This window comes from Waltera intestinalis (assembly GCF_009695995.1).
GTDB lineage: Bacteria > Bacillota > Clostridia > Lachnospirales > Lachnospiraceae > Acetatifactor > Acetatifactor intestinalis.
Window position 1 is genome coordinate 105,006 of the sequence record NZ_VUMU01000005.1, and the last position, 26,229, is coordinate 131,234.

Annotated in this window: 26 protein-coding genes; 1 reads left to right on the forward strand and 25 read right to left on the reverse strand. The window is 45.7% G+C overall.

Going from position 1 to position 26,229, the window contains the following annotated elements:
- Positions 1 to 14 precede the first annotated feature (14 nt).
- From ruvA to FYJ59_RS06135, 7 genes are all read right to left on the reverse strand, one after another.
- The gene (ruvA, locus tag FYJ59_RS06105; protein WP_118547108.1) at positions 15 to 641 is read right to left on the reverse strand and encodes a Holliday junction branch migration protein RuvA; all 627 of its coding nucleotides are present in this window, start codon (positions 639 to 641) and stop codon (positions 15 to 17) included.
- Positions 642 to 744: 103 nt separating this feature from the next.
- Complete coding sequence (locus FYJ59_RS06110; RefSeq protein WP_154495960.1) at positions 745 to 2,550, reverse strand: ABC transporter ATP-binding protein; 1,806 nt, start codon at positions 2,548 to 2,550, stop codon at positions 745 to 747.
- 183 nt (positions 2,551 to 2,733) lie between these two features.
- Positions 2,734 to 3,753, reverse strand: coding sequence for a ketol-acid reductoisomerase (gene ilvC, locus FYJ59_RS06115; RefSeq protein ID WP_022155086.1), 1,020 nt, complete (start codon positions 3,751 to 3,753; stop codon positions 2,734 to 2,736).
- A 75-nt stretch (positions 3,754 to 3,828) separates the two neighbouring features.
- Positions 3,829 to 4,347 carry an acetolactate synthase small subunit gene (ilvN, locus tag FYJ59_RS06120; RefSeq protein WP_022155087.1) on the reverse strand — a complete coding sequence of 173 codons (519 nt, stop codon included), beginning with the start codon at positions 4,345 to 4,347 and terminating at the stop codon, positions 3,829 to 3,831.
- 137 nt (positions 4,348 to 4,484) lie between these two features.
- Positions 4,485 to 4,973 (reverse strand): acetolactate synthase small subunit, encoded by a 489-nt coding sequence (gene ilvN, locus FYJ59_RS06125; RefSeq protein ID WP_022155088.1) that lies wholly within the window; start codon positions 4,971 to 4,973, stop codon positions 4,485 to 4,487.
- Positions 4,974 to 4,992: 19 nt separating this feature from the next.
- Positions 4,993 to 6,609, reverse strand: coding sequence for a biosynthetic-type acetolactate synthase large subunit (ilvB, locus tag FYJ59_RS06130; protein WP_154495961.1), 1,617 nt, complete (start codon positions 6,607 to 6,609; stop codon positions 4,993 to 4,995).
- A gap of 47 nt (positions 6,610 to 6,656) precedes the next feature.
- Complete coding sequence (locus FYJ59_RS06135) at positions 6,657 to 9,179, reverse strand: homocysteine S-methyltransferase family protein (RefSeq protein WP_154495962.1); 2,523 nt, start codon at positions 9,177 to 9,179, stop codon at positions 6,657 to 6,659.
- Between the two features lie 146 nt (positions 9,180 to 9,325).
- On the opposite strand from FYJ59_RS06135, the gene FYJ59_RS06140 reads away from it, so the two are divergent.
- Positions 9,326 to 9,826: a hypothetical protein gene (locus tag FYJ59_RS06140; protein WP_154495963.1), complete on the forward strand. Its 501-nt coding sequence runs from the start codon at positions 9,326 to 9,328 to the stop codon at positions 9,824 to 9,826.
- 73 nt (positions 9,827 to 9,899) lie between these two features.
- On the opposite strand, the gene FYJ59_RS06145 is transcribed toward FYJ59_RS06140, so the two are convergent.
- The 18 genes from FYJ59_RS06145 to FYJ59_RS06230 all read right to left on the reverse strand — a co-directional run bounded on the left by FYJ59_RS06145 (position 9,900) and on the right by FYJ59_RS06230 (position 26,101).
- On the reverse strand, positions 9,900 to 10,190 hold the full coding sequence (locus FYJ59_RS06145) for a hypothetical protein (protein WP_154495964.1): 291 nt from the start codon (positions 10,188 to 10,190) through the stop codon (positions 9,900 to 9,902).
- A 62-nt stretch (positions 10,191 to 10,252) separates the two neighbouring features.
- Entirely contained in the window at positions 10,253 to 10,681 is a 429-nt protein-coding gene (locus FYJ59_RS06150; protein WP_154495965.1) for a DUF2752 domain-containing protein, read from the reverse strand.
- Positions 10,665 to 11,117, reverse strand: coding sequence for a DUF4190 domain-containing protein (locus FYJ59_RS13910; protein ID WP_205839470.1), 453 nt, complete (start codon positions 11,115 to 11,117; stop codon positions 10,665 to 10,667). The genes FYJ59_RS06150 and FYJ59_RS13910 overlap by 17 nt, the downstream gene beginning before the upstream one ends.
- A 38-nt stretch (positions 11,118 to 11,155) precedes the next feature.
- Entirely contained in the window at positions 11,156 to 11,590 is a 435-nt protein-coding gene (locus FYJ59_RS06160) for an NINE protein (RefSeq protein WP_118547102.1), read from the reverse strand.
- A 145-nt stretch (positions 11,591 to 11,735) separates the two neighbouring features.
- Complete coding sequence (locus tag FYJ59_RS06165; RefSeq protein ID WP_154495966.1) at positions 11,736 to 13,373, reverse strand: glycosyltransferase family protein; 1,638 nt, start codon at positions 13,371 to 13,373, stop codon at positions 11,736 to 11,738.
- 70 nt (positions 13,374 to 13,443) lie between these two features.
- On the reverse strand, positions 13,444 to 13,857 hold the full coding sequence (locus FYJ59_RS06170; RefSeq protein ID WP_022155097.1) for a YolD-like family protein: 414 nt from the start codon (positions 13,855 to 13,857) through the stop codon (positions 13,444 to 13,446).
- A gap of 27 nt (positions 13,858 to 13,884) precedes the next feature.
- On the reverse strand, positions 13,885 to 15,432 hold the full coding sequence (locus FYJ59_RS06175) for a Y-family DNA polymerase (RefSeq protein ID WP_154495967.1): 1,548 nt from the start codon (positions 15,430 to 15,432) through the stop codon (positions 13,885 to 13,887).
- Positions 15,433 to 15,562: 130 nt separating this feature from the next.
- Positions 15,563 to 16,573 carry a GGGtGRT protein gene (locus tag FYJ59_RS06180; protein WP_022155099.1) on the reverse strand — a complete coding sequence of 337 codons (1,011 nt, stop codon included), beginning with the start codon at positions 16,571 to 16,573 and terminating at the stop codon, positions 15,563 to 15,565.
- A 20-nt stretch (positions 16,574 to 16,593) separates the two neighbouring features.
- The gene (locus tag FYJ59_RS06185; RefSeq protein WP_118551401.1) at positions 16,594 to 17,286 is read right to left on the reverse strand and encodes an iron-sulfur cluster assembly scaffold protein; all 693 of its coding nucleotides are present in this window, start codon (positions 17,284 to 17,286) and stop codon (positions 16,594 to 16,596) included.
- 203 nt (positions 17,287 to 17,489) lie between these two features.
- Positions 17,490 to 18,041, reverse strand: coding sequence for an inorganic diphosphatase (locus FYJ59_RS06190; RefSeq protein ID WP_022155101.1), 552 nt, complete (start codon positions 18,039 to 18,041; stop codon positions 17,490 to 17,492).
- A 61-nt stretch (positions 18,042 to 18,102) separates the two neighbouring features.
- The gene (locus tag FYJ59_RS06195; protein WP_154495968.1) at positions 18,103 to 19,350 is read right to left on the reverse strand and encodes a glutamate-5-semialdehyde dehydrogenase; all 1,248 of its coding nucleotides are present in this window, start codon (positions 19,348 to 19,350) and stop codon (positions 18,103 to 18,105) included.
- Between the two features lie 34 nt (positions 19,351 to 19,384).
- Positions 19,385 to 19,948: a 5-formyltetrahydrofolate cyclo-ligase gene (locus FYJ59_RS06200; RefSeq protein ID WP_154495969.1), complete on the reverse strand. Its 564-nt coding sequence runs from the start codon at positions 19,946 to 19,948 to the stop codon at positions 19,385 to 19,387.
- Positions 19,945 to 20,163, reverse strand: coding sequence for a DUF896 domain-containing protein (locus FYJ59_RS06205; protein ID WP_330490523.1), 219 nt, complete (start codon positions 20,161 to 20,163; stop codon positions 19,945 to 19,947). Before FYJ59_RS06205 ends, FYJ59_RS06200 begins: the two co-directional genes overlap by 4 nt.
- Before the next feature lie 23 nt (positions 20,164 to 20,186).
- The gene (gene proB / locus FYJ59_RS06210; protein ID WP_328597211.1) at positions 20,187 to 21,056 is read right to left on the reverse strand and encodes a glutamate 5-kinase; all 870 of its coding nucleotides are present in this window, start codon (positions 21,054 to 21,056) and stop codon (positions 20,187 to 20,189) included.
- 70 nt (positions 21,057 to 21,126) lie between these two features.
- Positions 21,127 to 22,764 carry an NAD(P)/FAD-dependent oxidoreductase gene (locus tag FYJ59_RS06215; RefSeq protein ID WP_154495970.1) on the reverse strand — a complete coding sequence of 546 codons (1,638 nt, stop codon included), beginning with the start codon at positions 22,762 to 22,764 and terminating at the stop codon, positions 21,127 to 21,129.
- Between the two features lie 9 nt (positions 22,765 to 22,773).
- Positions 22,774 to 24,006: a BaiN/RdsA family NAD(P)/FAD-dependent oxidoreductase gene (locus FYJ59_RS06220; RefSeq protein WP_154495971.1), complete on the reverse strand. Its 1,233-nt coding sequence runs from the start codon at positions 24,004 to 24,006 to the stop codon at positions 22,774 to 22,776.
- A gap of 23 nt (positions 24,007 to 24,029) precedes the next feature.
- Positions 24,030 to 24,665 carry a hypothetical protein gene (locus FYJ59_RS06225; protein ID WP_154495972.1) on the reverse strand — a complete coding sequence of 212 codons (636 nt, stop codon included), beginning with the start codon at positions 24,663 to 24,665 and terminating at the stop codon, positions 24,030 to 24,032.
- Between the two features lie 83 nt (positions 24,666 to 24,748).
- Positions 24,749 to 26,101 carry an MATE family efflux transporter gene (locus tag FYJ59_RS06230; RefSeq protein ID WP_154495973.1) on the reverse strand — a complete coding sequence of 451 codons (1,353 nt, stop codon included), beginning with the start codon at positions 26,099 to 26,101 and terminating at the stop codon, positions 24,749 to 24,751.
- Positions 26,102 to 26,229 lie beyond the last annotated feature (128 nt).

Sequence of the window (26,229 nt, forward strand, 5' to 3'; positions counted from 1 at the left end):
GTTGCTCTCATTCCTTAAAACAATTTTTTCAGGGCAGCCTTTAAGATTGCTCCGGAATCCATGGCCTCCACATCTTCGATGGCATTGACAGCCTTTAAACTCTCTGCCTGTCCGTAGCCCAATGCCACCAGGGCTTCCACAGCTTCCTTTTTCTTCTCACTGTCAATATGCAGACTTCCTGCGGTCAGAATGCCTTCCGCACCGCCTGCTGCAATCTCTCTGGAAATCAGCGTATCGTCAATGGATATCTTATCCTTTAGTTCCAGGATCAGCCGCTGCGCCGTTCTGGTGCCTACGCCCGGTGCCTTCGATATCGCTTTGGCATCCCCGGACATAATGGCAAACCGCAGAGAATCCGCATCCATAACAGATAATATGGCCAGCGCTCCCTTAGGTCCGATACCGCTGACCGTAATACAGAGCTTGAACATCTCCAGATCGCTCCTTGAGAGAAATCCATATAGTAAAAAGGCGTCTTCCTTCACATAGGTATATGTATAGAGTCGGACCTGCTCTCCGATTCCGGGAAGTTTCGATGCCGTGTCCGCGGAGATTCGGACATTGATTCCGAAGCCGTTGACATCGATCACCGCGTTATCTACCGTAACATCTTCCAAAAAGCCATTTATATATGCAAACATGTATGTTAAATCCTCGTCTTTCCTGGCTTGCCAAATCATAGCACATAAAATTCGGCTACGATATGTTTATCATACCATAGCCGAACATATGTTTCAAGTAGTTTTAACTCTGGATCTGTTTTAACTGGTAGAACTCTCCCTTCAGAGCCATCAGCTCATCATAGGTACCATATTCCGTACAATGTCCGTCGGCGATTACAGCAATCCTGTCGGCATCCCGGATCGTTGACAGTCTGTGTGCCACAATAAACGTTGTCCGCCCCTCCGTCAGATTGTTTAACGCCTGCTGGATCAGTTTTTCGGAGATACTGTCCAATGCCGAGGTTGCTTCATCCAGCACGATAACCTCCGGATCCCGGATCAGTGCTCTGGCAATAGAAATACGTTGTCTCTGGCCGCCGGATAGCTTGCCGCCGTGTTCTCCCACCATAGTGTCGAGACCTTTTGGAAGGGATGCGATCAAGTCTGACAGATTCGCAGCCTTGATCACATTCTGTAATTGTTCTTCTGAGACATTTTCACAGCCGTAGGTAATATTATCGCGGATCGTTCCGGAGAACAGAATGGATGTCTGAGGTACTACCGCTAAATGTTTTCTGTATGTTCTAAGATCGATTTTGCTTAAATCTTTGCCGTCGATGAGGACTTTTCCACTCTCCGCCTGATGGAAACCAATGACCAAATTTAAGATCGTGGATTTTCCGGCACCGGACTCGCCTACCAGTGCAATGGTCTCTCCCGCTTTCACATGAAGATTTAAGTGGTTCAATACGTTATGCTCGTTGTTTTTGTAATGGAAACATACATCTTCAAAGTCAAAAGTACCGGTCACCTGCTCCAGTTTTTCCTTGCCTTCGTTGTCTTCGATGTCCTCAGACAGCAATACCTCACCGATGGAATTCACCGATTCAATACCTTTTGCAATAGTGGGCAGCAGGGTAACGATAGAAGATACCTGATTGACCACTGTAGCAAAATAACTCTGATACAGTGTGATATCACCAGCCTGGATCTTCCCGCCGATGGCGAGATATCCGGTAAATGCCAGGCAGATCACCTGAAAGATCTGGAATACCGCCCAACCCACCGAGCCAAACAGTGCCTGGATCAGATCCAGCTTATAGCCCTTCTCCGCCACAGCAAACAGCTGCCCGCTCATTTTGGATACTTCTTCATCCTCCAGGGCATGGGCTCTGGTCACGGGTACCAGTTCCACCATTTCCATGACTCTGGCGGAGGTCTCTTCCATTTCCTTACGGAACTCCGTATTTCTCTTCTTCATAATATTCCGGAAGGTAACCATGGTAATTGCCGCCACCGGTGTGGTCAGCAGGAAAAATATAAATACGATGCGGCTCTTACTGATAGTGACCACCAGTGCAACCCCGATATTCAGGGCAATATTTAAAATACTTAAAAATAACTGTGTGGAAAGACCTTCCACTGCTTCCACATCGCGCATGATCTTGGACTGCAGTCGTCCGGACTGGGTCTCCACATGATAGGAAATGGACAGCTGCTGTAATTTCCGGATCAGTGCTTTCCGGAGTCCTGTCTCCGCATAGCGGGTCGCCAGGCTCTTATAGGAAGTGTACAGATAATTCATCGGAATATTTAGCAGGATCAGTCCCGCTTCCAGAATACTGTAAAATATAATATTCCGGAAAGTATCCGGATTGTGCGCCGTCACATCGTTAATAATATTCGCTGTGATGATGGGCAACACCCAGACACAGGCATGCTTTGCGAAGAAGCAGATCACTGCCATGACAAATTTATGATAATTCCCCTTATACAGATGCATCAGTGTCCGCAGGGGATGTCCCTGATTATTCCGATAGCATTCAATAAACCAGCTCTCGGTGTCCATCTTTTTTTTCGGAGATGTTTTTGCTTCAAAATCTTTCATATTTGCAGGATGCCTTTCCTATTTGTTCGTTCCTTTCATTTTAGCGCAATTAATATGCGTTTTCCAGTCCATTTTTGCGCTCTTCACCTATAAACAACTGTTTTTTTGCGAAAAAATAGGGCTGTGACAGAACTTTTACATTCCTCACACAGCCCTTTTCATAGCATTATTTTTTACAATCGATTAGTTGTTGATCAGCTTATCGTTCTCATTGTTCCAGCTGTAAAGCTTACGGATCTCTTCGCCGACCTTCTCGGAAGGATGCTCAGAAGCAAGCTTTCTCATAGCCTTGAAGTGAACCTGCTTGCCTGCGGGAGACATATCTAACAGGAACTCCTTAGCGAAAGTACCATCCTGAATATCGGACAGGATCTTCTTCATGGTCTTCTTGGTCTCTTCGGTGATCAGCTTGGGGCCGGTAATGTAGTCACCATACTCAGCGGTATTGGAGATGGAATATCTCATTCCTGCAAATCCACTCTGGTAGATCAGATCTACGATCAGCTTCATCTCATGGATGCACTCAAAGTATGCATTTCTGGGATCGTAACCAGCCTCAACCAGTGTCTCGAAACCAGCCTGCATCAGAGCACATACACCACCGCACAGAACAGCCTGTTCACCGAACAGATCCGTCTCGGTCTCAGTTCTGAAAGTAGTCTCCAGAACACCTGCTCTTGCGCCGCCGATACCCAGTGCATAAGCCAGTGCCAGATCCTGAGCCTTACCGGTTGCATCCTGCTCTACGGCAATCAGACAGGGAACACCCTTACCTGCCTGGTACTCACTTCTTACAGTATGTCCGGGACCTTTGGGAGCGATCATGGTAACATCAACGTTCTTGGGAGGTACGATACATCCGAAATGAATATTGAAACCATGGGCGAACATCAGCATATTGCCCTCTTCCAGGTTGGGCTCGATGTCATTCTTGTACAGATCAGCCTGCTTCTCATCATTGATCAGGATCATGATGATGTCAGCACGCTTTGCAGCTTCTGCAGCGGTAAATACTTCAAATCCCTGCGCCTCAGCCTTTGCCCAGGACTTGGAGCCCTCGTACAGACCAATGATAACATGACATCCGGAATCCTTCAGGTTCAGTGCGTGTGCATGACCCTGGCTGCCGTAGCCGATAATTGCGATAGTCTTACCCTCTAATAAAGAGAGATTACAATCTTCCTGATAAAAAATTTTAGCCATTTTCTTCTCCTCCGTTATGAGACTAAAGATTTATAACTGATAGGGATATTCCCTAGAGCTAACGTAAACGTGTGCCTAATCCTCGATATAAGTTACGTTCTCAATACCTCTGCCCAGACCTGTAATACCGGTTCTTGCGAGCTCCAGTACTTCGTACTCTTCTGTAAAACGCTGAATCAGTGCATTAACCTTACTGTGATTACCGGTGAACTCCACGATCAGATTCTCGGCACCGACATCAATGATCTTCGCGCGGAAATTATTGGCAAGAAATTCCACTCCCTGTCGTGTCTCCAGGCGCTTCTTGGGGTCAACCTTTACTTTGACCAGTACCAGTTCCCGATAAACGCTGTCTTCCGGATCCAGTTCCTTGATATCCCGGACATCCACCAGCTTCCCTACCTGCTTCTCGATCTGTTCCAGAATATCTTCATCACCGGATGTCACAATGGTAATTCTGGTAAAGCGGGGATCTGCTGTTACTCCTGCCGTAATACTTTCGATGTTGTAACCGCGTCTGGAAAATAATCCGGAAATACGGCTGAGTACACCCGATGTATTATCTACCAATAACTGAAATACTCTCTTCTGCATGCGTAAAATACCATACCTTTCGTATTTCTTCTTTCTTCAATCATGTGCTTCCATCACGAAACAGCGATTGTATTCTTAATATAGCAAGATGATTACAGAATGTCAATTAGTGAATTTAATATTATGATTGATGTATTTTAATCATCGTTTTCTGCACATTTTGATAATGCAAGGGTTCCGGTTCTGGCTACTTCGACGATACTGATCGATTGAAGCATTTTGATCAGAGTATCGATTTTCTCCGGTGAATCACATATTTGCAACATCATAAAATGTTTTGACATATCTACGATCTCTGTTTTCATAATGTCGCAAATTTCTATGATATCCCTACGATTATTCTTGTTATATTTAACTTTTAATAACATTAGTTCCCTGGTATAACACTGTTCCTGGGATAGCGTTTTTACTTTAATGACATCCAGTTTTTTATTCAGCTGCTTTTCAATCTGTTCCAAAGTACGTTCATCACCGGAACTCACGATCGTCATACAGGAAACCGCATGATCATCCGTCTCTCCCACTGCGAGACTGTCAATGTTAAAGCATCTTCTGGAAAACAGTCCGGCCACCTTGCACAGTACACCGGAACGGTTTTCAACCAGTACGGAATATATTCTCTTCATCTCAGTACAGCCCCCTTTGTTATTTCACCAGATCCATAGGATCGATCAGACATTCTAACAGCATCGTATTGTCTTCAGCCAGAAAATTATCCAGCACTTCGTCCACATGCTCCATATTATTCAACCGCAGATAAGGAATATCATAAGCTGCGGATAATTTCTCCAGATCGGGACTTCCCGACAGATCTACCACAGAATAATGATCTTTGTAGGTATAGTGCTGATATTCGCGAACCATACCGAGATAATTGTTTTTCAATACAATGATCTTGACCGGGATCCGATGCTGTCTGATGGTGGCCAGTTCCATCATAGACATCTGGAAAGATCCGTCACCGCATACGGCAATGACCTGCTTGTCCATCGCGGCTGTTTTGGCACCCATAGCCGCAGGAATGGAATATCCCATGGTTCCCATGCCGCCGGATGTTAAGAACTTCCCTTTTTTCACGATATGATAACCGCAGGACCAGATCTGGTTCTGTCCCACATCTGCGACATAAATGCCGTCTTCCTGCATTTTCTCGGAAAGTCTGGTAATGAATGCAGCCGGATCTACAAAATCGGGATTCGGGGTTCTCTTTTTCTCCATTGTGGAGCGATATTCATTTAAGGTAGTAAGCCATTCCCCATGGTCGCAGCTGAATTCTTCCTTCTGGAAATCCAGAAAAATGTGTTTTGCATCGCCGACCAATGGGATGGAGGGACCGGCATTTTTACCGATCTCTGCAGGATCTACATCGATATGTACCAATACTTTATTCCGGGTAATCAGATCCGGCTGACTGACCGCACGATCTGCTACACGGGCTCCCACCATAATCAACAGATCCGATTCGTTCATGGCACGGTTTGCATATGCCTTGCCATTATTGCCCACCATTCCATAATACAGAGGATGTTCGGTGGGCATGACACCGATTCCCATCATGGTAGACACTACGGGAATTCTGTGTTCTTCCGCAAATGCCCGAAGCTCCTCTTCCGCCTCACTGAGCAATACACCGCCTCCGGCACAGATAATAGGCCGCTTTGCCTTTTCCAATTCCCGGATCACCTTTTTGATCTGTACGGCATGTCCCTTGACCGTTGGTTTATAAGTGCGGAGGTTTACCTCTTCCGGATAATGAAAATTCTTGATCGTGGCATTCTGAATATCAATGGGAATATCAATCAGTACCGGTCCTTTTCTACCGGTATTGGCAATATAAAACGCTTCCCTGAATACTCTGGGAATATCATTTACATTTTTTACCAGATAGCTGTATTTCACAAAAGATTCCACAGCACCGGTGATGTCCGCCTCCTGGAATACATCGCTTCCCAGCAGTTCGCTGTTCACCTGACCGGTGATGCAGATCAGTGGAATACTGTCCGCAAATGCTGTAGCAATACCCGTGATGACATTCGTAGCGCCCGGTCCGGAGGTTACCGCACAGACTCCGGGTCTTCCGGTCATTCGTGCCACACCGCTGGCAGCATGTGCTGCATTCTGTTCGGTACGGATCAATACTGTCTTAATATCGGAATCCAGAATACTGTTGAAAAAAGGACATATCGCCACTCCGGGATATCCGAATACTGTACTTACACCTTCTTCTTCCAGACATTTAATAATCGCATCTGCTCCAATCATGTCATTCCACTCCTTTATCTATACTCCATAATTTTCTGCTGTTTATTTTATTCCATCAGGCTTTTGGCCAGCTTCACAGCATCTGCTGCATCCTTGGAATAGCCGTCCGCTCCGATCTCATCCGCATATTCCTGGGTGATCACGGCTCCGCCGATAATGATTTTGGCGGTGATACCTTCCTGTTTCGCAGCGACTACGATCTCCCGCATTCTCTGCATGGTGGTGGTCATCAACGCTGACAGGGCGATAAACTCAGCGTGATGTTCCTTTGCCGTTTCCAAAATTTTGGCCTGGGGAACATCCTTTCCCAGATCTATCACATGGAAACCATGATTTTTCAACATCAACGCTACAAGATTTTTACCAATGTCATGAATATCGCCTTCTACGGTAGCAATAACGACTACCGGCATTTCTTCCCCACTGTTTCCGGTCTGTAATAAAGGCTCCAGTACTTCAATGGAATTCTTCATTGCTTCTGCACTGGCAATCAGCTGCGGCAGGAAATACTTGCCCTGATCAAAATATTCTCCTACCAGATTGATAGCGGGAAGCAGAACCTGATTCAATAATTCCACAGGTTTTTCTCCACTCTCCAGTGCTTCGTTTGTAATTTTTACAATACCGTTACGATTCCCCTTCAGAACTGCTGTTTTCAGTTTTTCCTGCATTTCATTGATCTGAAGGGTATCTTTCGAAGCAGTTACAGCAGACGGCACTTCTGTATTGTCCGTGGAAGCTGCCTTCGTTCCCTGTTGCTCCAAAAGAGCAAGTTTTCTGGATAATTCCGCTTCTTTTTCTTCTCTGCGCTCTTTGACGCCTCCGGCATATTCAATATAACGGAGTGCAGCCTCTTCTTTATTCAGGAGAAGATCGGTTGCCAGCGCACAGCTCATCAGCATCTCCTGAGAGGGATTGGCAATCGCCATCGTCAGTCCCGACTGAATCGCCAGCGTCAGAAAAGCGGTATTTACAAAACCTCTCTCCGGCATGGCAAATGAAATATTGGATAAGCCGCAAATTGTGGCGAAGCCGTTGCTCTTGCAGTAACGGATCGTTTCCAGCGTCTCCAGTGCAGCCTTTGGATTTGCTCCGACGGTTGCCACCAGACCGTCTACTACAATATCTTCCTTTCGCATTCCAAGCGAAAGTGCACGATCATAAATTTTATGTATAATCTTTTTTTTCTCTTCAATGTCCTTAGGCAGACCTGCATCCGATAAAGGAAGCAGGATGAACATTGCACCATACTTAGCTACAATAGGAAGCAGCTTTTCGAATTTTTCCGTTTCCAGAGACACCGAATTGACCAAAGCACGTCCCGGGTAATTACGAAGGGCGGTTTCCAGTACTTCCACATAACTGGAATCCAGTGACAGCGGAAGATTCGTCACACCGCTTACCTCCTCCAGTGCCCGGAGCATGCATAGCTTTTCATCAATACCGCTCATCCCCATATTGATATCCAGTACCTTTGCACCGCAGGTTTCCTGCTCCTCGGCGAACTGGATCACCTTTTCAAAATTGCCTTCCCGCAGTTGTGCCTGAAGTGCCTTTTTGCCCGTAGGGTTAATTCTCTCTCCCACAACGAAAAAACCATCCTCCAGCCCGAAGCTGTGGGTAATGCGTTCGGAGGTCAGATACCGGATGCCCTCCGGTCGTCTGGCTGCCGTTACCCTTGTCTCCGTACCAAAGCGGTCATGGATCTGTCTGATAAATTCCGGAGTGGTGCCGCAGCATCCCCCCAGTATGGTTGCGCCAGCATTCACCAGTACTTGCATTTCTTCGGTAAACTCTTCTGCTTCCATGTTATAGCAGGTGGTTCCGTTTTCATCCAGAAAAGGCAGTCCGGCATTTGGCTTTGCAATGATAGGTATCGTGGTAACGGATACCATGTCGGAGATGATGCCTTCCATCTGTGCCGGACCGGTGGAACAATTCGCACCGATAGCGCTCGCACCCAGACTTTCCAGTACGACTGCCGCCGTTTTGGCATCTGTGCCGAATAAAGTTCTGCCATCCGCTTCAAAAGTAAGTGTAGCGATCACCGGGAGATCACAGACTTCTTTTGCAGCGATCAATGCCGCTCTGGTCTCTGCCAGGCTCATCATCGTTTCAACTACCAGCAGATCTGCTCCGGCATCCACCATGCAGAGAATCTGTTCTTTATAGATAGCGATCAGATCTTCCAGCTCCATTTTTCCCATAGGGCGCAGCTGCTCGCCGGTCATGGTGATATCTCCGGCCACATAGACCGGATGTCCCGGAGTGTCCGCCGCAGCTTCTTTGGATATCGCCACCAGGTCATGGATCATAGAGGACATATTTTTCTCTAAATGATATTCTGCCAGTTTTACGCGGTTTGCAGTAAAGGTAGGTGCGTACAGAATATTGGTTCCCGCCTGCACGTATTCTTTCTGTAACTGTAGCATTACCTCTCTATGTTCCAGAATCCACTGCTCCGGGCAAACTCCGGAGGGCATTCCGGCCTTTACCAGATTGGAGCCGGTGGCACCATCCAGATATATGATATGATCTTTTGTGAAATCAATAAATTTTTCTCGTGTCATGTTTCTCTTCCCTGTTTCTTAATTCTTTTAATCATACCACATTGTCCTTTTATTCGTAAAGGGGACGATTTAACATTATATGGTTGCGTAAAGTCTCAGAATATGATAAATTTTATGTGAATCAAATGATTTGGAGGATGATTATCTTGAAGAAAAAAATACTTGCCATTACCGCAGGACTTCTTACTGCCATGGCACTTACCGCTTGTGGAAAAGACCCTAAGCTGACACAGTTCAAGGGTGAAATAGATGCCTTCTGCACAGAAATCTCCGATATCGATACTGCCATCAATAACGTAGATGCGGAATCGGATACAGCAACTGATGAATTGCTGGGATATCTGGATCAGCTGGATACCTCTTTTCAGAATTTTGCGGAATTGGATTTTCCCACGGAATTTGATTATCTGGAATCTCTGGCAGATGAAGCCAGCGCGTACATGACACAGGCCGTGGAAAGTTATCATGAAGCCTACAGCAACGGCGGCTACAATCAACTGACTGCCGATTATGCAAAAGAAAACTACGCAAGAGCTTATAAACGTATTCAGATCATTATTACGTTCCTGCATGGTGAACAACCGGAAAATGTAAATCTGACCACTGCAGAGGAAACAGCAGATGCTGCTTCTGCTACTGCAGAATAATTCGTAAGAACAAGAAAAACCCCGATGCTGCTGATGCACCGGGGTTTTTTATGTTATTTTTTCTGATAGATGATTATTTTAAAATTTTAATCTGACCGATCAGCGGAACTTCCTTCTCCTGATCCTGGCAAGCATAGATCAGACCCATGATCCAGCATACAAACAGGAAAATACTCAGGATAGAACCTACAAATCCACCTACTTTAGGAATAAAATTGACAGCGCTTGCAATGATCTGACCGATCAGAATTACCAGCGCCTGATTCAGATGAAACTTAGCGCCCTCTTTATCACCTGCGCAAAACGCAACGATCCAGCCGATCCAAGTGATGTAAGCAATGATACCTGTAGTTTTTTTATTCATTTTTTCTCCCTCCGCACTCTTGTGCTTAAAAAATTCTGTATATGTAAAAATTGCAAATACAGTCATAGTGAAATATGAAAACCCAGAAGCAAAATGTTTTTCAAAATAAAATTTCCGATCATGATTGCGACAGCTGCATACAGATGCCACTCATGGAACTTCCATCCTTTGATCCCACCGATATGCAATCTGGCGAGAGTCTGTGTCAACATAAATCCTCCAAAGATAACAACGGTATAAGGTACCAGTGGATGATACCAGGTTGCTAACAGAGGATGTCCTGCAAGCAGTGCACTTACCGCTCTGGTTCCACCGCAGCCGGGACAATAAAATCCAAACAATCGGCAGACCATGCAGGTATATCCCTGCAGATTCGGAAGAACTATATGAAGATACAGATAGATTCCAATACTACCGGTCAGAAGAAATATCCATCCTGTCAGATAAAGATAATCTTCCAGACTTCTGCTATTCTTAGTACATACTTTCAAAGCCGTAACCTACCATAGCCATAGAAAATACTACTGCAAGAACGGTGATCAGGATTCCCAGTACGATACCGACGATGGAGCAGATCAGTCCGGCTTTTGCCAGTCCGCTCTTACCCTGCTTGTTGGCAAATACTGCACAGATAATACCACCGATACCAAACAAAGCACCGATCCATCCGGTACAGCATCCGAGAACAATAGAAAGAATACCCAGTACCAGACTGATGATAGCCAGCACATTGGTATCTTTGTTCTCAGGTTGTACAGGTGTTGTTACAGCTACCTGAGGCTGTACATTAGTAGTATAGTCTTGATAATTGTTTGCAGGCTGTTCTGCTGCAGGTGTCTCCTGTGCGGGTTCTGCTGTAGAACTTACTTCTGTTGCGGTAGTATCTACCGTTACATTGTTTTCATTTTCAAAATTCTGTCCGTCCATTGTTTCCTCTTTCCGATCCTTTCAGGATCTTTGTTTATTTAATCTGCCAGCGGGTTACCTTTACCGTCTACATTGATCTTGCCTGTCAGGATCATAATAGCCTCTACCAGACTCCAGATCCATATACCTATAACCAGGAAAATACCAACTACAACACAGCAAAGAATATATCCAACAATGGTAAGCACAAGCTGTGTGATTGCTTTTCCGGTGTAGCCAAGATAAAAATTATGAACACCGAATGTACCCAGAAAAATACCCAGGAGACCGGCAACCAGTTTGGATTTTGCATCCGGTGCAGGAGCCTGTTTATTAGCTACGCCGCAGTTTAAGCATACTGCTGCATCCGGAGCTAACGGCTTACCGCAGTTATGGCAATAATTATTGCCCTGTCCCTTAGCTACGCCACACTTTATGCACATTACAGCTTCATCCGTCATATAAGGTTCGCCGCAATTCTTACAATAGTACATTAATTCTTCCTCCCTCTTATTATTTCCTATTTTATAAAATAATTTGAACTATCAATGTACATTATACAAGATGCTTGTATTTTTTACCAGTGGTATTTTCACATTATAAAAGCGGATAACGTGCAATTTTTATATAATAAATATCTTATTGCCGCTTTTTGACAAACATCAGGAAGCATTTACGATATATTCCGCACCATCCAAGAACTGCCATTGTTGAAAAGACCGGGATCATATTATAAAGATACCGCGCCCTGGCTTCAAACAACATAACAAATAAAAACATACCGATAAAAATAACGATCATGGTAACAGAAATATTCAACAGTTCGGACGACTCCTCCCTAACAGACATACCATGCTTTCGAAATCCCGCAATTGCGTTCACCAGAAGCAATGCCGCTTCTGTCAGAATTCCCAGCAGTACAAAAATCCACAGACCTTGGCTTACTGTCGTGAACCAGATATAATTACTGCCATCCAGCCAGTAGAAATTCCGCAATGGTTCCGTAAAAGAGCTGTCTGAAATCTCCGGATATTCCCAGGCCTGGAAATATCCCTCCTGATACCAGCTGAAGGTGCCGTCATTAAAATTCATGACCTGTTTGTGCAGCCAGAACCGCAAGGTCCCTATAAATCCCCGTTCCTGCATTCTCCTGCGGATTCCTGCAAGTTCATATTGCATCCGGGAAGCCTTATCGGAACCGGCAAAAGACCGTACGATCTCAAGGCCCTCTCCGGAACAGGCTCCCGTGGTGTCCTCATTGAGACCATTATACATATAATTACTCCAACCGATTTCCAGCTCCGGATTGTATTCGTAGTGTAATGTCTGATACATTCCCTGCCTGCACCATGATGCAAGACAAAAGGCAATTACCAGCAGTAACATCTTCCCTCCCAGTCCGTATAACCGGGAACGAACATCGCTCTCCTCCGAAACAGTCCAAAAAATATCAATTATGACGATCGCAATTACCGCCACATAACAGGTCGCTTTCATAATGCCGCTCAGGCATCCGAGAAACATAAGCAGGAACCAGAGAGCATAACTCCACCTGCTTTTGCGGCCTCGCACCATGGAATATAAGAAAAGGATCATAACAGGCATCGCTATGGTGCAGCCATCCGTATACGGAATGATTTTCCAGGGAGAAATTCCCAGAATGGCAATATTGAAAATCAGTGCTATAACAGATGTTCCCAGGTTTTTACTGACTCTGAGCACCAAAAGTACAGAACATAATACTGCCAGTGAAAGCATTACGCATTGGAACTGGATCCATATAAACTCCGGGTTATACGGATACGCTTTCATACCGGAAGAAAAGCAATACAGCTTATACAAAAGCCATGTAATGGGAATATTGTTGCTGTAGATCGTATAATAATCGTCATATCCCAGTTCGCCGCCTTCGAAGATCCAGCGTGCCGAATTGGCCACCATTCCGCAGTCCCAGCCGCCGTAGAACGCTATACATTTGGAAATACTGACATTGATCATATAAAAAAGGACACAGACCGCCACGGTAACGGTCGTAAATACAGTTATTGTACGGGGCGTGGTTGGAATTTTTCTGAGAAAATAATAAAGAATTCCAAGTACCGCGGCTCCCACGATCGCACATAAAAATAAGACCCTGTTTCCTTCCACGGTAACAATTTTGTGCATTGCATTATAATCTACGTTATTTCCGTAATAAATAATATAAAAGAAAACCGGAAGAAATAACAACAGTAAAAGAAGAGAGAAAAAAACTGTACCGATATATTTTTTCTTCATTCCGAAAGATTCCTTTCCAAACTTTTCAGTAATGTCTGCCGGGCAATATTGTAGCATTTTCTATAAATATTTACAATGTTGCCCGGATAAAATCTATCTGATAGATTTTATCTACCAATATCTCCGTTCCCTGTATCCGGAGGCTTTTGCTATTTTCGTCAATTTTTTGCACGCATCCTTCCAGAGTGTTGTAGGCACCGCCGTTTTTCCGAGTGTCCGGTACGAAATAAGTGATCTTTACCGTAAGTTCCTCTCTCATGTGCTGTTGCAGATAACCGATCTGCCGGTCAATCTCCTGCTTCCTGTCTTCATCCAGTTCGACAAAATGATCTGTCAGACGGGCCGTTTCCTTCAGAGCATCTTCGTATCCTGTCAATGCCGCAAAGGGAGAAAACTGTGCCGCCCGGTCCTGCAACGACATTCTGGGGTGGGTGGCGGACACAGGATGCGGAAGCCGGAGCATGTCCTTATATTTCTCGTTCATTTTTTACCCTTTTTCTATGATTATTTATTATGCTTTGTGACCACCGATCTGACGATTCCTGTCTATTGTGGTAGCGCCCTCTTGTAAGTCGGCTGCCTTCAAAATGGCATTTTTTCCGTATTTGGATTTCACCCGGAGCATTGCTTCCTGCAAATGTTTTTCCTTTTCCAGACGTTCTTTTTCCTGCTGCGTCATATCCTGTGCAGGCTCCTGTCCAGCATACAAAAGGCCTCCGGAGAACAGATCCAGCTGTTCGTAGACCGGCTCATCCTTCACTTTGTCTGCATCTTTTAAATGATTGGCTGTCAGAGTGATCCTTCGGGTTAAAAGTGATGGATTCACAATCCGTTCATATAATCCCATCGTCGTCTCCGTGATCTTACTTAAGGATGCAGTCATTGTCGTAAGATTGCCGGTGCCGTGGGCATGTTTTGGTACGCTCCTGCCATAACGGTCTACCGTGATCTCCCCATGATAATGATCGACAATCTCCGGTATCTTCAGATTATCAATGTCATAACCCACAGTCAGTACGATCTGATCTGTCACCAGCTTTTTCGCCATCAGATCCAGGGCCAGCTGTTCAGCCATCTCCCGGACTATGATCTTCGTCTTCGTAAAATCCATGGCACAATGCAATACCTGCCCGGAACTGATACAATTGGTCTCCGGCCGGTAGGACTTGATCAGATCCATGGTCACTGGTTCATATCCCCAGGCATGATCGATCAGAAGCTCCGCATTGATTCCAAACATTTTATAGAGTAAATCTTCATTATAGTAATCCTGAGTGCTGCCGATAGAACATCTGGCCACATCACCCATGGTAAACATTCCGGCTGCTTCCAGTTTTCGACGGTATCCAGTGCCAACTCTCCAGAAATCCGTCAGTGGTTTATGATCCCACAAAAGTTCCCGGTAACTGATCTCATCCAGTTCAGCGATCCGGACACCGTTTACATCCGGCTCCATATGTTTGGCTACGATGTCCATGGCAATCTTGCACAGATACAGATTGGTTCCGATTCCGGCTGTGGCAGTCAGCCCCTTTTTCTCGAGAATCTCCATTGCAATTTTGGACGCCAGTTCTCTCGCTGTCATGCCATAGGTTTTCAGATATTGTGTCACATCCAGGAATACCTCATCAATAGAATAAACATGAATATCTTCCGGTGCAATGTACTTCAGATAAATATCATAAATCTGTGTACTGTATTCTAAATATCTCGCCATACGTGGTGTAGCTGTGACAAAAGCTACCTCTAATTCGGAATGTTCCTGCAATTCATCCGCAAAAGAAGATTTTCCGGTAAAAGCTCCTCCGGGTGCCCTTACCTTCCGCAGTGCATTTACTTCCCGTACTTTGGAGATTACCTCAAACAGTCTTGCTCTTCCGGAAATCCCATAGGCTTTCAAGGAGGGTGACACTGCCAGGCAGATGGTCTTCTGCGTCCGGGAGGCATCCGCTACCACCAGGTTGGTGTTCAGTGGATCCAAGCCTCTGTCCACGCACTCCACGGAGGCATAAAAGGACTTCAGATCCATAGCAATATACGTATGTGATGATGTTTCCATAAATGCCTCCTTTCTGTGCTGCGGTTACTCATTATATTATAGCAGAATGTATGTTCGATTGCAAAAATAATTTTATAAAAAAAGACTCCCGATTTTTTCGGGAGTCTCAGAATTCTGAAAATCAGATTTATTAGAACTTGCCAGCCTTAGCAGCTTCCTCGATAGATACTGCAACAGCTACGGTAGCACCTACCATAGGGTTGTTACCCATACCGATCAGACCCATCATCTCAACATGTGCAGGTACAGAGGAAGAACCAGCGAACTGCGCATCAGAGTGCATACGACCCAGAGTATCGGTGAAACCATAAGAAGCGGGACCTGCAGCCATGTTATCGGGATGCAGAGTACGTCCGGTACCGCCACCGGATGCAACGGAGAAGTACTTCTTGCCTGCTTCCAGTCTCTCCTTCTTGTAAGTACCGGCTACGGGATGCTGGAATCTGGTAGGATTGGTAGAGTTACCGGTGATAGATACGTCTACGTTCTCCTTCCACATGATAGCTACACCTTCGGGAACGCTGTTAGCACCGTAGCAGTTAACCTTAGCACGAAGTCCCTCAGAGTAAGCAATTCTCTCTACCTCGGTAACGGTATTGGTGTAAGGATCATAAGAGGTCTCTACAAAAGTAAATCCGTTGATACGGGAAATGATCTTTGCAGCATCCTTACCAAGACCGTTCAGGATAACACGTAAAGGCTTCTGACGAACTTTGTTAGCCTTCTCTGCGATACCGATCGCACCTTCTGCTGCTGCGAAAGACTCATGTCCAGCCAGGAAACAGAAGCAGTCGGTATCCTCTTCCAGTAACATCTTGCCCAGGTTACCATGACCAAGACCTACCTTACGGGTATCCGCAACGGAACCGGGAATACAGAATGACTGTAATCCTTCACCGATTGCTGCTGCTGCTTCAGATGCCTTTCTGCAGCCTTTCTTGATTGCGATTGCAGCGCCTACAGTGTAAGCCCAGCAAGCATTTTCAAAACAGATGGGCTGGATCTTCTTAACCTGATCGTATACATCCAGACCAGCATCTTTCGTGATCTTCTCTGCTTCTTCGATAGAGGAGATACCATAGCTGTTCAGTACAGCGTTGATCTTATCAATACGTCTTTCATATGATTCAAATAAAGCCATTTTTTCTGTCCTCCTGTATCTTATTGTTTTCTGGGATCGATGATCTTAACTGCATCATCTACACGACCGTACTGGCCCTTAGCCTTTTCCCATGCAGTGTTAGCATCGTCACCCTTCTTGATGAAGTCAGTCATCTTGCCAAGGTTAACGAACTGGTAACCGATGATCTGATCATCCTTGTCCAGAGCGATACCGGTTACATAACCTTCTGCCATCTCCAGATAACGGGGACCCTTCTTCAGAGTACCGTACATAGTACCAACCTGGCTTCTTAAGCCCTTACCGAGGTCTTCCAGACCTGCACCGACAGGCAGACCTTCCTCAGAGAATGCACTCTGGGTACGTCCGTATACGATCTGTAAGAACAGCTCTCTCATGGCGGTATTGATTGCATCACATACAAGGTCTGTATTTAAAGCTTCCATAACGGTCAGACCGGGCAGGATCTCAGCAGCCATAGCTGCGGAATGGGTCATACCGGAACATCCAATGGTCTCAACCAGAGCCTCCTGGATGATGCCTTCCTTAACGTTCAGGGTAAGCTTACATGCACCCTGCTGAGGTGCACACCAGCCCACACCGTGAGTCAGACCGGAAATATCCTTAACTTCTTTTGCCTGCACCCATTTTGCCTCTTCGGGAATGGGAGCACAACCATGATGTACGCCCTGTGCAACGGGACACATTTCTTCAACTTCTTTTGAATAAATCATGTGAAATCTCCTTTCAATATGTACTTATAATACTATTGATAAAATAATATCATAATGGTCGTGTTCATTCTCTCATATTTCCCCAAAAAAATCTAGTGGATTTTGACATTTTTTTCATTAGTTCCTATGAAAAACACCATATTCTTACGCCGCAACGCAGGAATATGGTGTTATGTGACTATCAAGAATCAATTGTCCATTAGTTACCAGCTCTTGATAAAGGTATCAATGTAGTTATCCAGACATTTCTTAATGACTTCGATGGCTTCTTCTCTGTTGCCTTTTTCATTGACTGCGGTGGTCTTATTCTCCAGTGCTTTATATACTGTGAAGAAATGCTCCATCTCGTCCACCACATGACTGGGCAACTCGGAAATATCATGATAGCAGTTATAATTAGGATCATTGAAAGGTACTGCAATGATCTTCTCATCGTTTTTGCCGTTATCCAGCATGGAGATCACACCGATCGGATACGCTCTTACCAGAGTCATAGGCTGTACCGGCTCGGAACACAGTAACAATACATCCAGAGGGTCACCGTCATCACCGTAGGTTCTGGGAATGAAACCATAGTTTGCGGGATAATGGGTGGATGTATGCAGGATACGGTCCAGGATCAGAAGACCGGTCTCCTTGTCCAGTTCATACTTGTTCTTGCTACCCTTGGAAATCTCAATAACACAGACAAAATCTGTGGGAGTCACTCTCTGAGTGCTCATGGTGTGCCAAATACTTCCATTTACTTCTTTCATAATCTCTCTCCTATACTCTATAGTTATTTCCGGACAAAAGATCCGGAGAATACACAGGTCATTATCCGCGGATCTGACCGTTTCCGTGGATCTTGTATTTATAGGAGGTCAGCTCCTTCAGACCCATGGGGCCTCTTGCGTGCAGCTTCTGTGTGCTGATGCCGATCTCGGCACCAAATCCAAATTCAAATCCATCCGTAAAGCGTGTGGATGCATTGACATAGACACAGGCAGCATCCACTTCGTTTAAGAACTTTTCCGCCGTCTGCACATTTTCCGTCACGATACATTCGGAATGCTTCGTATTATATCGGTTAATGTGAGCGATCGCCTCGTCCACACTGTCAACCGTTTTAATGGATAAAATATAGTCCAGATACTCGGTACCGTAATCTTCTTCCGTTGCCGGAATACAGTCCAGCAGGATTTCACGGGTACTTTCGTCCCCCCGCAGTTCCACATTTTTGGTTTTCAGGGTCTCCGCCATTTTGGGAAGGAACCTGTCACGGATCGCCCGATGTACCACCAGCGACTCACAGGCATTGCAGACGCCGATCCTCTGGGTCTTAGCATTCATCAGAATTTTTACTGCCATATCCACATCTGCGTCCCGATCTACGTAAACATGGCAATTACCGGTGCCGGTTTCAATCACGGGGATCGTACTGTTCTCCACCACGCTGCGGATCAGTCCCGCACCACCTCTGGGAATCAGTACATCCACATATTCTTTCATCTTCATGAACTGTGCGGTAACCGCCCGATCGGTATCCTCAATCAGTTGTACCGCTGTCCGGGGCATTTTGCAGACATCCAGGGCATCCTGCAATACTCTTACAATTGCAATATTGGAATGAATGGCATCACTGCCGCCCTTTAAGATCACAGCATTACCGGTTTTAAAGCACAATCCGAAGGCATCCGCAGTAACATTGGGACGCGCTTCATAGATAATGCCGATGACACCTAACGGAACCCGCACCTTATCGATCTTTAATCCGTTGGGACGCTCGAAATGTTCCATAACCTCTCCGATACAGTCGGGAAGCTCGGAAATCTGGTGAAGTCCCTCCGCAATCTGGGCAATCCGATCGGATGTCAGTTTTAAACGATCCAAAAGTCCGGGATTCATTCCGTTTCTTCGGCCGTTCTCCAGATCAGACTCATTGGCAGCAAGAATCTCCGCCTGCCTGTCACACAGATAGTTTGCCGCAGTGTCCAGTGCCTTATTTTTTTCTTCAGTAGTCAGTTTCTGCAATATATATTTCGCAGCACATGCATTTTTTCCCAATTCCGTTAACTCTGCCATAGCTATCCCCTACTTCCTATCCGGTATTTATAATTTAAACCAGAATCACCTGATACGGCTTCACATCTGTCACTTCCACAGGTACCTGTTCTACCTGCTGGCAGCGGAAACCGATACCGATGCTCCGCAGTCTTAAGTTTTCTTTGTCCGCAAGATATCTGTCGTAAAATCCACCGCCGTATCCCATACGGTTTCCCAGCGGGTCAAAGGCGCTTCCCGACATCAGAAGTAAGGTTTTGTCTGCATGCTCCGGTTCAAACACATACCGGTCCGTATCCCCTGCCGGTTCCGGGATTTTCTTGTAACCGTTTTTTAACTCTGACAGAGAGAACATCCGATAAAACTCCATTTTTCCATCTTCCACTTTGGGAACGTAGACATTTTTTCCGTCTTGCAGAGCACTTTCGAGAATCTCCGTCGTACAGATCTCACTGCCGTAGCTTACAAAACCTAAAATCGTATCCGACAGATAATACCACTGGTGTCCCAGAATCCGCTCCGTGATCAGCAGCTTTCCTCGTTCCCTCTCCGGTTCGGTAAGCGCATTTCTGCGGGCAAGCGCTTTTCTTCGAATCTGTTTTTTCTGTTCTTTGATCATTTTTTCTTTTTATAAACCGGCTTTAATTTCTCAATGGTGCCGTCCGGTCTCTCAATCTCTATATTATCCAGCTGAGCTTTCATATTACGTTTGATACTGTCCACATATTCCTGACGTAAAATGGTCTGTTCCAGTTTTTCTTCGTCGGTCAGTCCCTCATTCTGAGATTTATGATAAAGCTCATTGATGCGCTTTATTCTTTCATCCATATTCATAATGTATTCTCCTTTTTGCCGGATCAATTTTTATGCAGATTCTGTACAAATTCCGGCAGATCAAAGCTTTCATCCCTGTGTGCTACGAACAGAGTACCTTCATTCTCTCCTTCTAACAACCGATGCAGCACGCCGATGTCTCTGCTGTTGGCAATGATCATATCCACGTCGGAACTGGTGGCAATTTTAGCTGCGATCATCTTGGTATTCATGCCGCCGGTACCTACATTACTGCCGGTGGAAGCCTTGCCCATATTCATGAATTCATCCGTAAGTTCATCCACTTGTTCGATAAATTCTGCATCCGGATTCTGTCTTGGATCATCGGTATAGAGTCCGTCGATATCCGACAGCAGGATCAACAGGTCCGCATCGATCAGGGCTGCCACGATTGCGGACAGCGTATCATTATCACCAATTTCGATCTCGTAGGTAGCTACGGTATCATTTTCATTCACAATGGGGATCACCCCCATTTTTAATAGTTGTGTAAAGGTGTTATGAGCATTATAACGATTCAGATTATCCACAATGGTATTTTTAGTCATCAAAATCTGTGCCGCTACATGATTGTATTCCGAAAACAGTTTCTGATAAGCCATCATCAGACGGGCCTGACCGATTGCCGAGCATGCCTGTTTTACAGCCATGGCCTCTGCCTGGGTCTGTCCCTCAATTGTCTTCAGATTCACTGCTTTTTTGCCCACGGCAATGGCACCGGAAGTCACCAGTACGACTTCCTTCCCCTGGTTACTGATATCACAGAGTTCTCTCACCAGCTTTTCCAGCCGGATATAATCCAGATCTCCTGTTTCGCTATGTTGTAAAGAAGAGGAACCGATCTTAACGACGATTTTCTTCTTATTTTTTATCTGTTCCCTTATGTTATTCACGTGACTGCCTCTCTGACTATAAAATAAAAACTTTCGAATATCTGAATGATATACTATTTTTCTCTGTACGTCAACGCTGTGATGGAGCAAACTGTGATGCAATCATCTCCGCCACACGGATACCGTCCATCGCCGCCGAAGTAATTCCACCGGCATACCCTGCCCCTTCTCCGCAGGGATAGCATCCGCGGATCGCGGATTGCAATTTCTCATCCCGATCAATTCTCACCGGTGACGAGGTGCGGCTTTCTACTCCGGTCAGAATCGCATGCGGAGAATCAAATCCCAGGATCTGTCTGCCAAAACTGTCCATTCCTTCCACAAAAGCATGATTGCATTCCTCCGGAAGGATTCCCGTCAGATCAGCCCATTCATAAGCTCCTTTGCACTGTGGTTCCATTCTGTCCCATTCGTCGGAATCTATTTCTTTTTCCGGTAGATCTTCTCCTGTCACTTTTTTGCGGAAATCTCCATAGTGCTGTACCGGAAGTTTTCCATTACAGAGATCATATGCCTTTTTCTCGAGTACCCGTTGAAATTCGATTCCGGCTAACGGATGCTCCGATCCATAATCCTCCGGCGTCACCGATACAATAATAGCGCTGTTGGCATTTTGACCGTCACGTCCACTGTAACTCATGCCGTTGACAGCCAGTCTTCCGGGTTCTGAAGACGCATTGACCACATATCCTCCGGGGCACATGCAGAAAGAATATACCCCTCTGCCGGTACCGGTCTTCGCCGTCACCTTGTAGGCAGCTGCACCCAGTCCCTTAACCTGCTCCACACCGTATTGACTCCGGTTGATCAAAGCCTGCGGATGTTCCACACGAAATCCTACGGCAAAAGGTTTTGCCGACATTGGGAACTGATTTTCATAAAGCATGGAAAAAGTATCTCTGGCACTGTGTCCGGGAGCCAGAACCAGCTGCTCACACGGGAGCTCTTCGGCAGCGTTTATTTTCACTCCCGTAACATGACCACCCTCAGTCAATATTTCCGTCACCTGACTGTGAAAATGAACTTCGCCTCCCAGACGCAGGATCTCTTCCCGCATGCTTTTCACGATCCGGCTCAGTACATCGGTCCCGATATGGGGCTTTGCCTGATATAAAATAGCAGGATCCGCACCGTGCCTTACAAAAGTCCTGAGAACTTCTGTGTTTCTGCCGTATTTATCCTTAACCAATGTATTTAATTTACCGTCCGAAAAAGTTCCGGCACCCCCTTCTCCGAACTGAACGTTGGAATTGGGCTGCAGTTTCCCTGTCTCCCAGAACCGCTCCACATCCGCCTGTCTCGTGTCCACATCCGCGCCCCGCTCTAAAATCACGGGACGATATCCGTGTAGTGCGAGATAATATCCGCAGAATAATCCAGCCGGTCCGCATCCGACGATCACCGTTGGATGCTTTTGCGGCTGTGTGCCGCCTGCAGGGAAATGATATTTCCTTTTCTCCGTTTGCAGAACATTTGCCTTACCGAGTCTACGACAGGCATCCTTATATACTTTCTCTTCTTTTTTCACGATGACATCGATACTGTAACTGTAAAAAAGTTCCGGCTTCTTCCTTGCATCCAAAGACTGTCTTACGACCTCCAGTTCCAGAATATCTTCTGTAGGGATCCGCAGGCTTTGTGCCGTCTTATGTACAAGCTGTTCCTCCGTATGATTTACCGGAAGTTTCAACTGGTTTAATCTGATCATAATAACTCCTTATTCTGTCTTGATTGCAGCAGAACACCCCGCAATAAACCCGCTGCTCCAGGCCCATTGCAGATTATATCCGCCGCATCTTCCGTCCACATCCAGAATCTCTCCTGCGAAATACAACCCGGGGCAGAGTTTTGATTCCATGTCTTCCGTCACTTCCGTTACTGCAATTCCTCCGGCCGCTACCTGCGCATTCTCATAGGGATTGCTCTCCGTAATATGTAACCGGAAACATCTGCACAGTTCATAAAAAGTGTTTATTTTATCTTCCGGAATTTCCACTGCCGGAGTTGTCGGTTTTATGCCTGCAATTTTCAAAAATACAGACATCAGCTTTTTATTCAGGATTCCCGTAAAAAACTCTTCTGCCGTCCGCTTTTCCTGCAGCATCCGGCGGGTTTTCTTCATATTTTCATAGGATTCTTCCGTCATATCCGGCAGAAAATCAATCTCGGCCATTACAGTTTTCCGGTCCCTGAGTAAATAATTCACATCACGGCTCAACTGAAATATGGGAATTCCGGAGATGCCGTATTCCGTCAGCTGCAATTCTCCGCGCTCGACATCTGTTTCACGTCCGTCACACAAAATACGCACTCTGCTGTCAGCACGAACACCGGCTATTCCCTTCAGAAGATCTGTCTCCAGACACCGGAGCTGCACCAGCGCAGGTACAGGAGCAATACAGGTATGACCAGCTTTTTTGGCAATTTTCCATCCGCTTCCGTCAGAGCCGGTACCGGGGGCAGCCTTTCCGCCGCAGGTCAGGATCACCGCATCAAATTGCCATTCTCTGTCACCATCGTTTACCACAAGTTTCCCGGATAGTGTTCGTTCCACTTTCTGCACTTTACATCCATAGATGATTTCAACTCCCAGCGTCTGCAGTTCGTAGCGAAGCACATCCAGTACCGACGCTGCCTGTTCACTGACCGGATACAGATATCCGTTTTTTTCCTTGATCAGAAGCCCTATTTTTTGAAAAAAGCAAACGGTGTCCTCCGTACCGAAGCGTTCCAGCGCCTGCTTTATCCATGCAGCATCTCCTCCATGGTAACATTCCACCGTGAGATTTTTGTTGCCCAGATTGCATTTTCCGTTTCCTGTCTGTAATATTTTTTTCCCGATTCGATCATTTCGTTCCAAAATCGTAACTTTGGTACCTTTTCGGGCAGCTGTGACCGCAGCCATCATACCTGCTGCACCGCCGCCGATGATTCCAATGTGTTTTTTCATTTCTGTTTCACCTGTTTCTTTCTTCAGGAAGAATATGTCTCCAGAAAATCATACAGTGTTTCCTCATCAGGAATGGACAGCATGTCCATAATCTGCATCTGTATTTTCTCCGGAAGACTGTCCAGGGCAATCCCTGTATTGATATATATGGTAGACCGATCCTCCAGGTATACCACAACTTCGTTGTCACATACTGCCAGATAAAAGCCATCGCTTGGCTGCAGATAGCGATAATCCATACGAACCACAACTTTTTCCCTGGAAAAGGATAATACCTCTAAACCCACAAAACCTCTTTCGAGCTCTGACAGTGGAGGATGTTCCGCATACAGATTCATCGTTTCCAGAAACATCTCCCTGGTCATGCCAATATATTTATGCGGAATCTGCCAGGAAGTCTCTACGGAGGTATTTCTGAGAATGTCCGTCTCTTTCAATACATATTCCGTATCCGCACATAAGGTTTCTTCTGACACGGTAACCGCAACATTTTCCGGTACCTCCGAAGTGTCTGCTCTATCCGCAGGGACTTCGGAATACCGTCCGGGATACGATCCCGGATAGAAAAAACGGATTCCCCACACCCCAATAAAAATGCCAAGACTCAAAAAGAAAATGGGAATTACAAAAAAGTAACTGATACGTTTTACAAGTTTCATACTGCCTCACATCTGTGGTGTCAATGTTCATTCTTTGTATCAGTATCAGTTATTTTTGGAATAATATACATCTGACGCAAATTTTACAGCCGGAACATTTTCCCCAGCATACGCATCAGCCTGCCGCCGGGAATATATTGAAAATCCTGTCCCCGCAGACAACGCAACAATAGCAGAAGGAACCAATACAGCAACAGTGTAATGATCAGTTCCGAAATCACCGTTACCACTGCTCCCACATGGGGGAACAACAGTTTTTCCAGACCGAATGCCAGCAGACCGCAGGCACAACAGCAGCCGGCCGGAATTGCCAGTCCCCTGAGCGCGTCGGGCCGGGTCTTCCTCTGCAGACATAATATAACACACAGACACACAGCGCCGGCAGCCATTCCGATGACACTCCCGAGGATGATGCTCAGAATCCCGGCATTTTCCATTCTGAAAAGAATAGTCGACGTTATGACAAATACGAGATCCATCACACCGTATCCCAACAGGACCAAATGGTTTTTTCCGGATAATTTTAAAATTTGTGAGCAATAAAAGAGCAAGAGCGCCCACAGGACCACAGAGGATCCTGTTGTAAACATTTCTCCCAGCAGGATTCCGACAGAGTTATCGATTGTCTGCGCCAGGGGTATCGCCAGAACGGCAAGCCATACGGTGAAAAACATTCCATGTAGAAATACACCCTGGATTCCCGACTGTATTGCGTTTTGGGCATAGCGTTCTTCTTTTTTCCGGATATGTGCGCCGGCTTTGGCTACTCCCGGTAGGATTCCCATGCATAAAAGAACCACAACCAGAAGCATTGTATCCAGATATCTTCCGATAAACACGCCATAGCTGTCTGCAGCTGCATAAATATCCGACGCATTTTTCTCAAATAAAACGAGCCCTGTCCATAACGGCAGATACAAAAGTAAATCGCTGATGATATCACCGCCCATACTGAAAAGCAGAACCCGGACCTGACTGAAAAAAGTATCAGTCCCCTTCATGCCTATTTCCGACTCTCTTCTTCCGGATGCGCTTCCCTGATAAATCACAAATACAAAAATCAGAACCAATACCTCGGAGATCACAATTCCCAATGCGACACCCATAGCACCGTACATAGCAGTAAAGTCATCTTTTTTCAGGAGAAGACTGACTTTTTCCCCATAGGTACGAAAAATACCCAAAAACAAAAGGCCCAGTCCAAAATAAAATACCTGTCGCAGGATACCGGATACCGCAGAAGGCATTTCCGATCCTTCACTCTGAAAAATTCCCAGGAGTACCGACTGCATACATCTAAGTATCAGCGCAGGACACAGAATCCACAGGATCATACTTCCATAGGGAATCCGAAACGCTTTTTCCAGCACAAAATATCCAAGTGCCGCACAGAGCACCGCACCGACCAGCCCGGCAGCAATCTGGAAAATCATCATATTCCTTCGCATTTTAGATACGTTTTTATATTGTCCTTTGGCACTTCTGCTCCTAAGAAGCCGGCCAAAACGATCCGGGACATTTTTACCGGTAAGTATCCAAAAAAACAAAAAAACCAAAAAAGCGG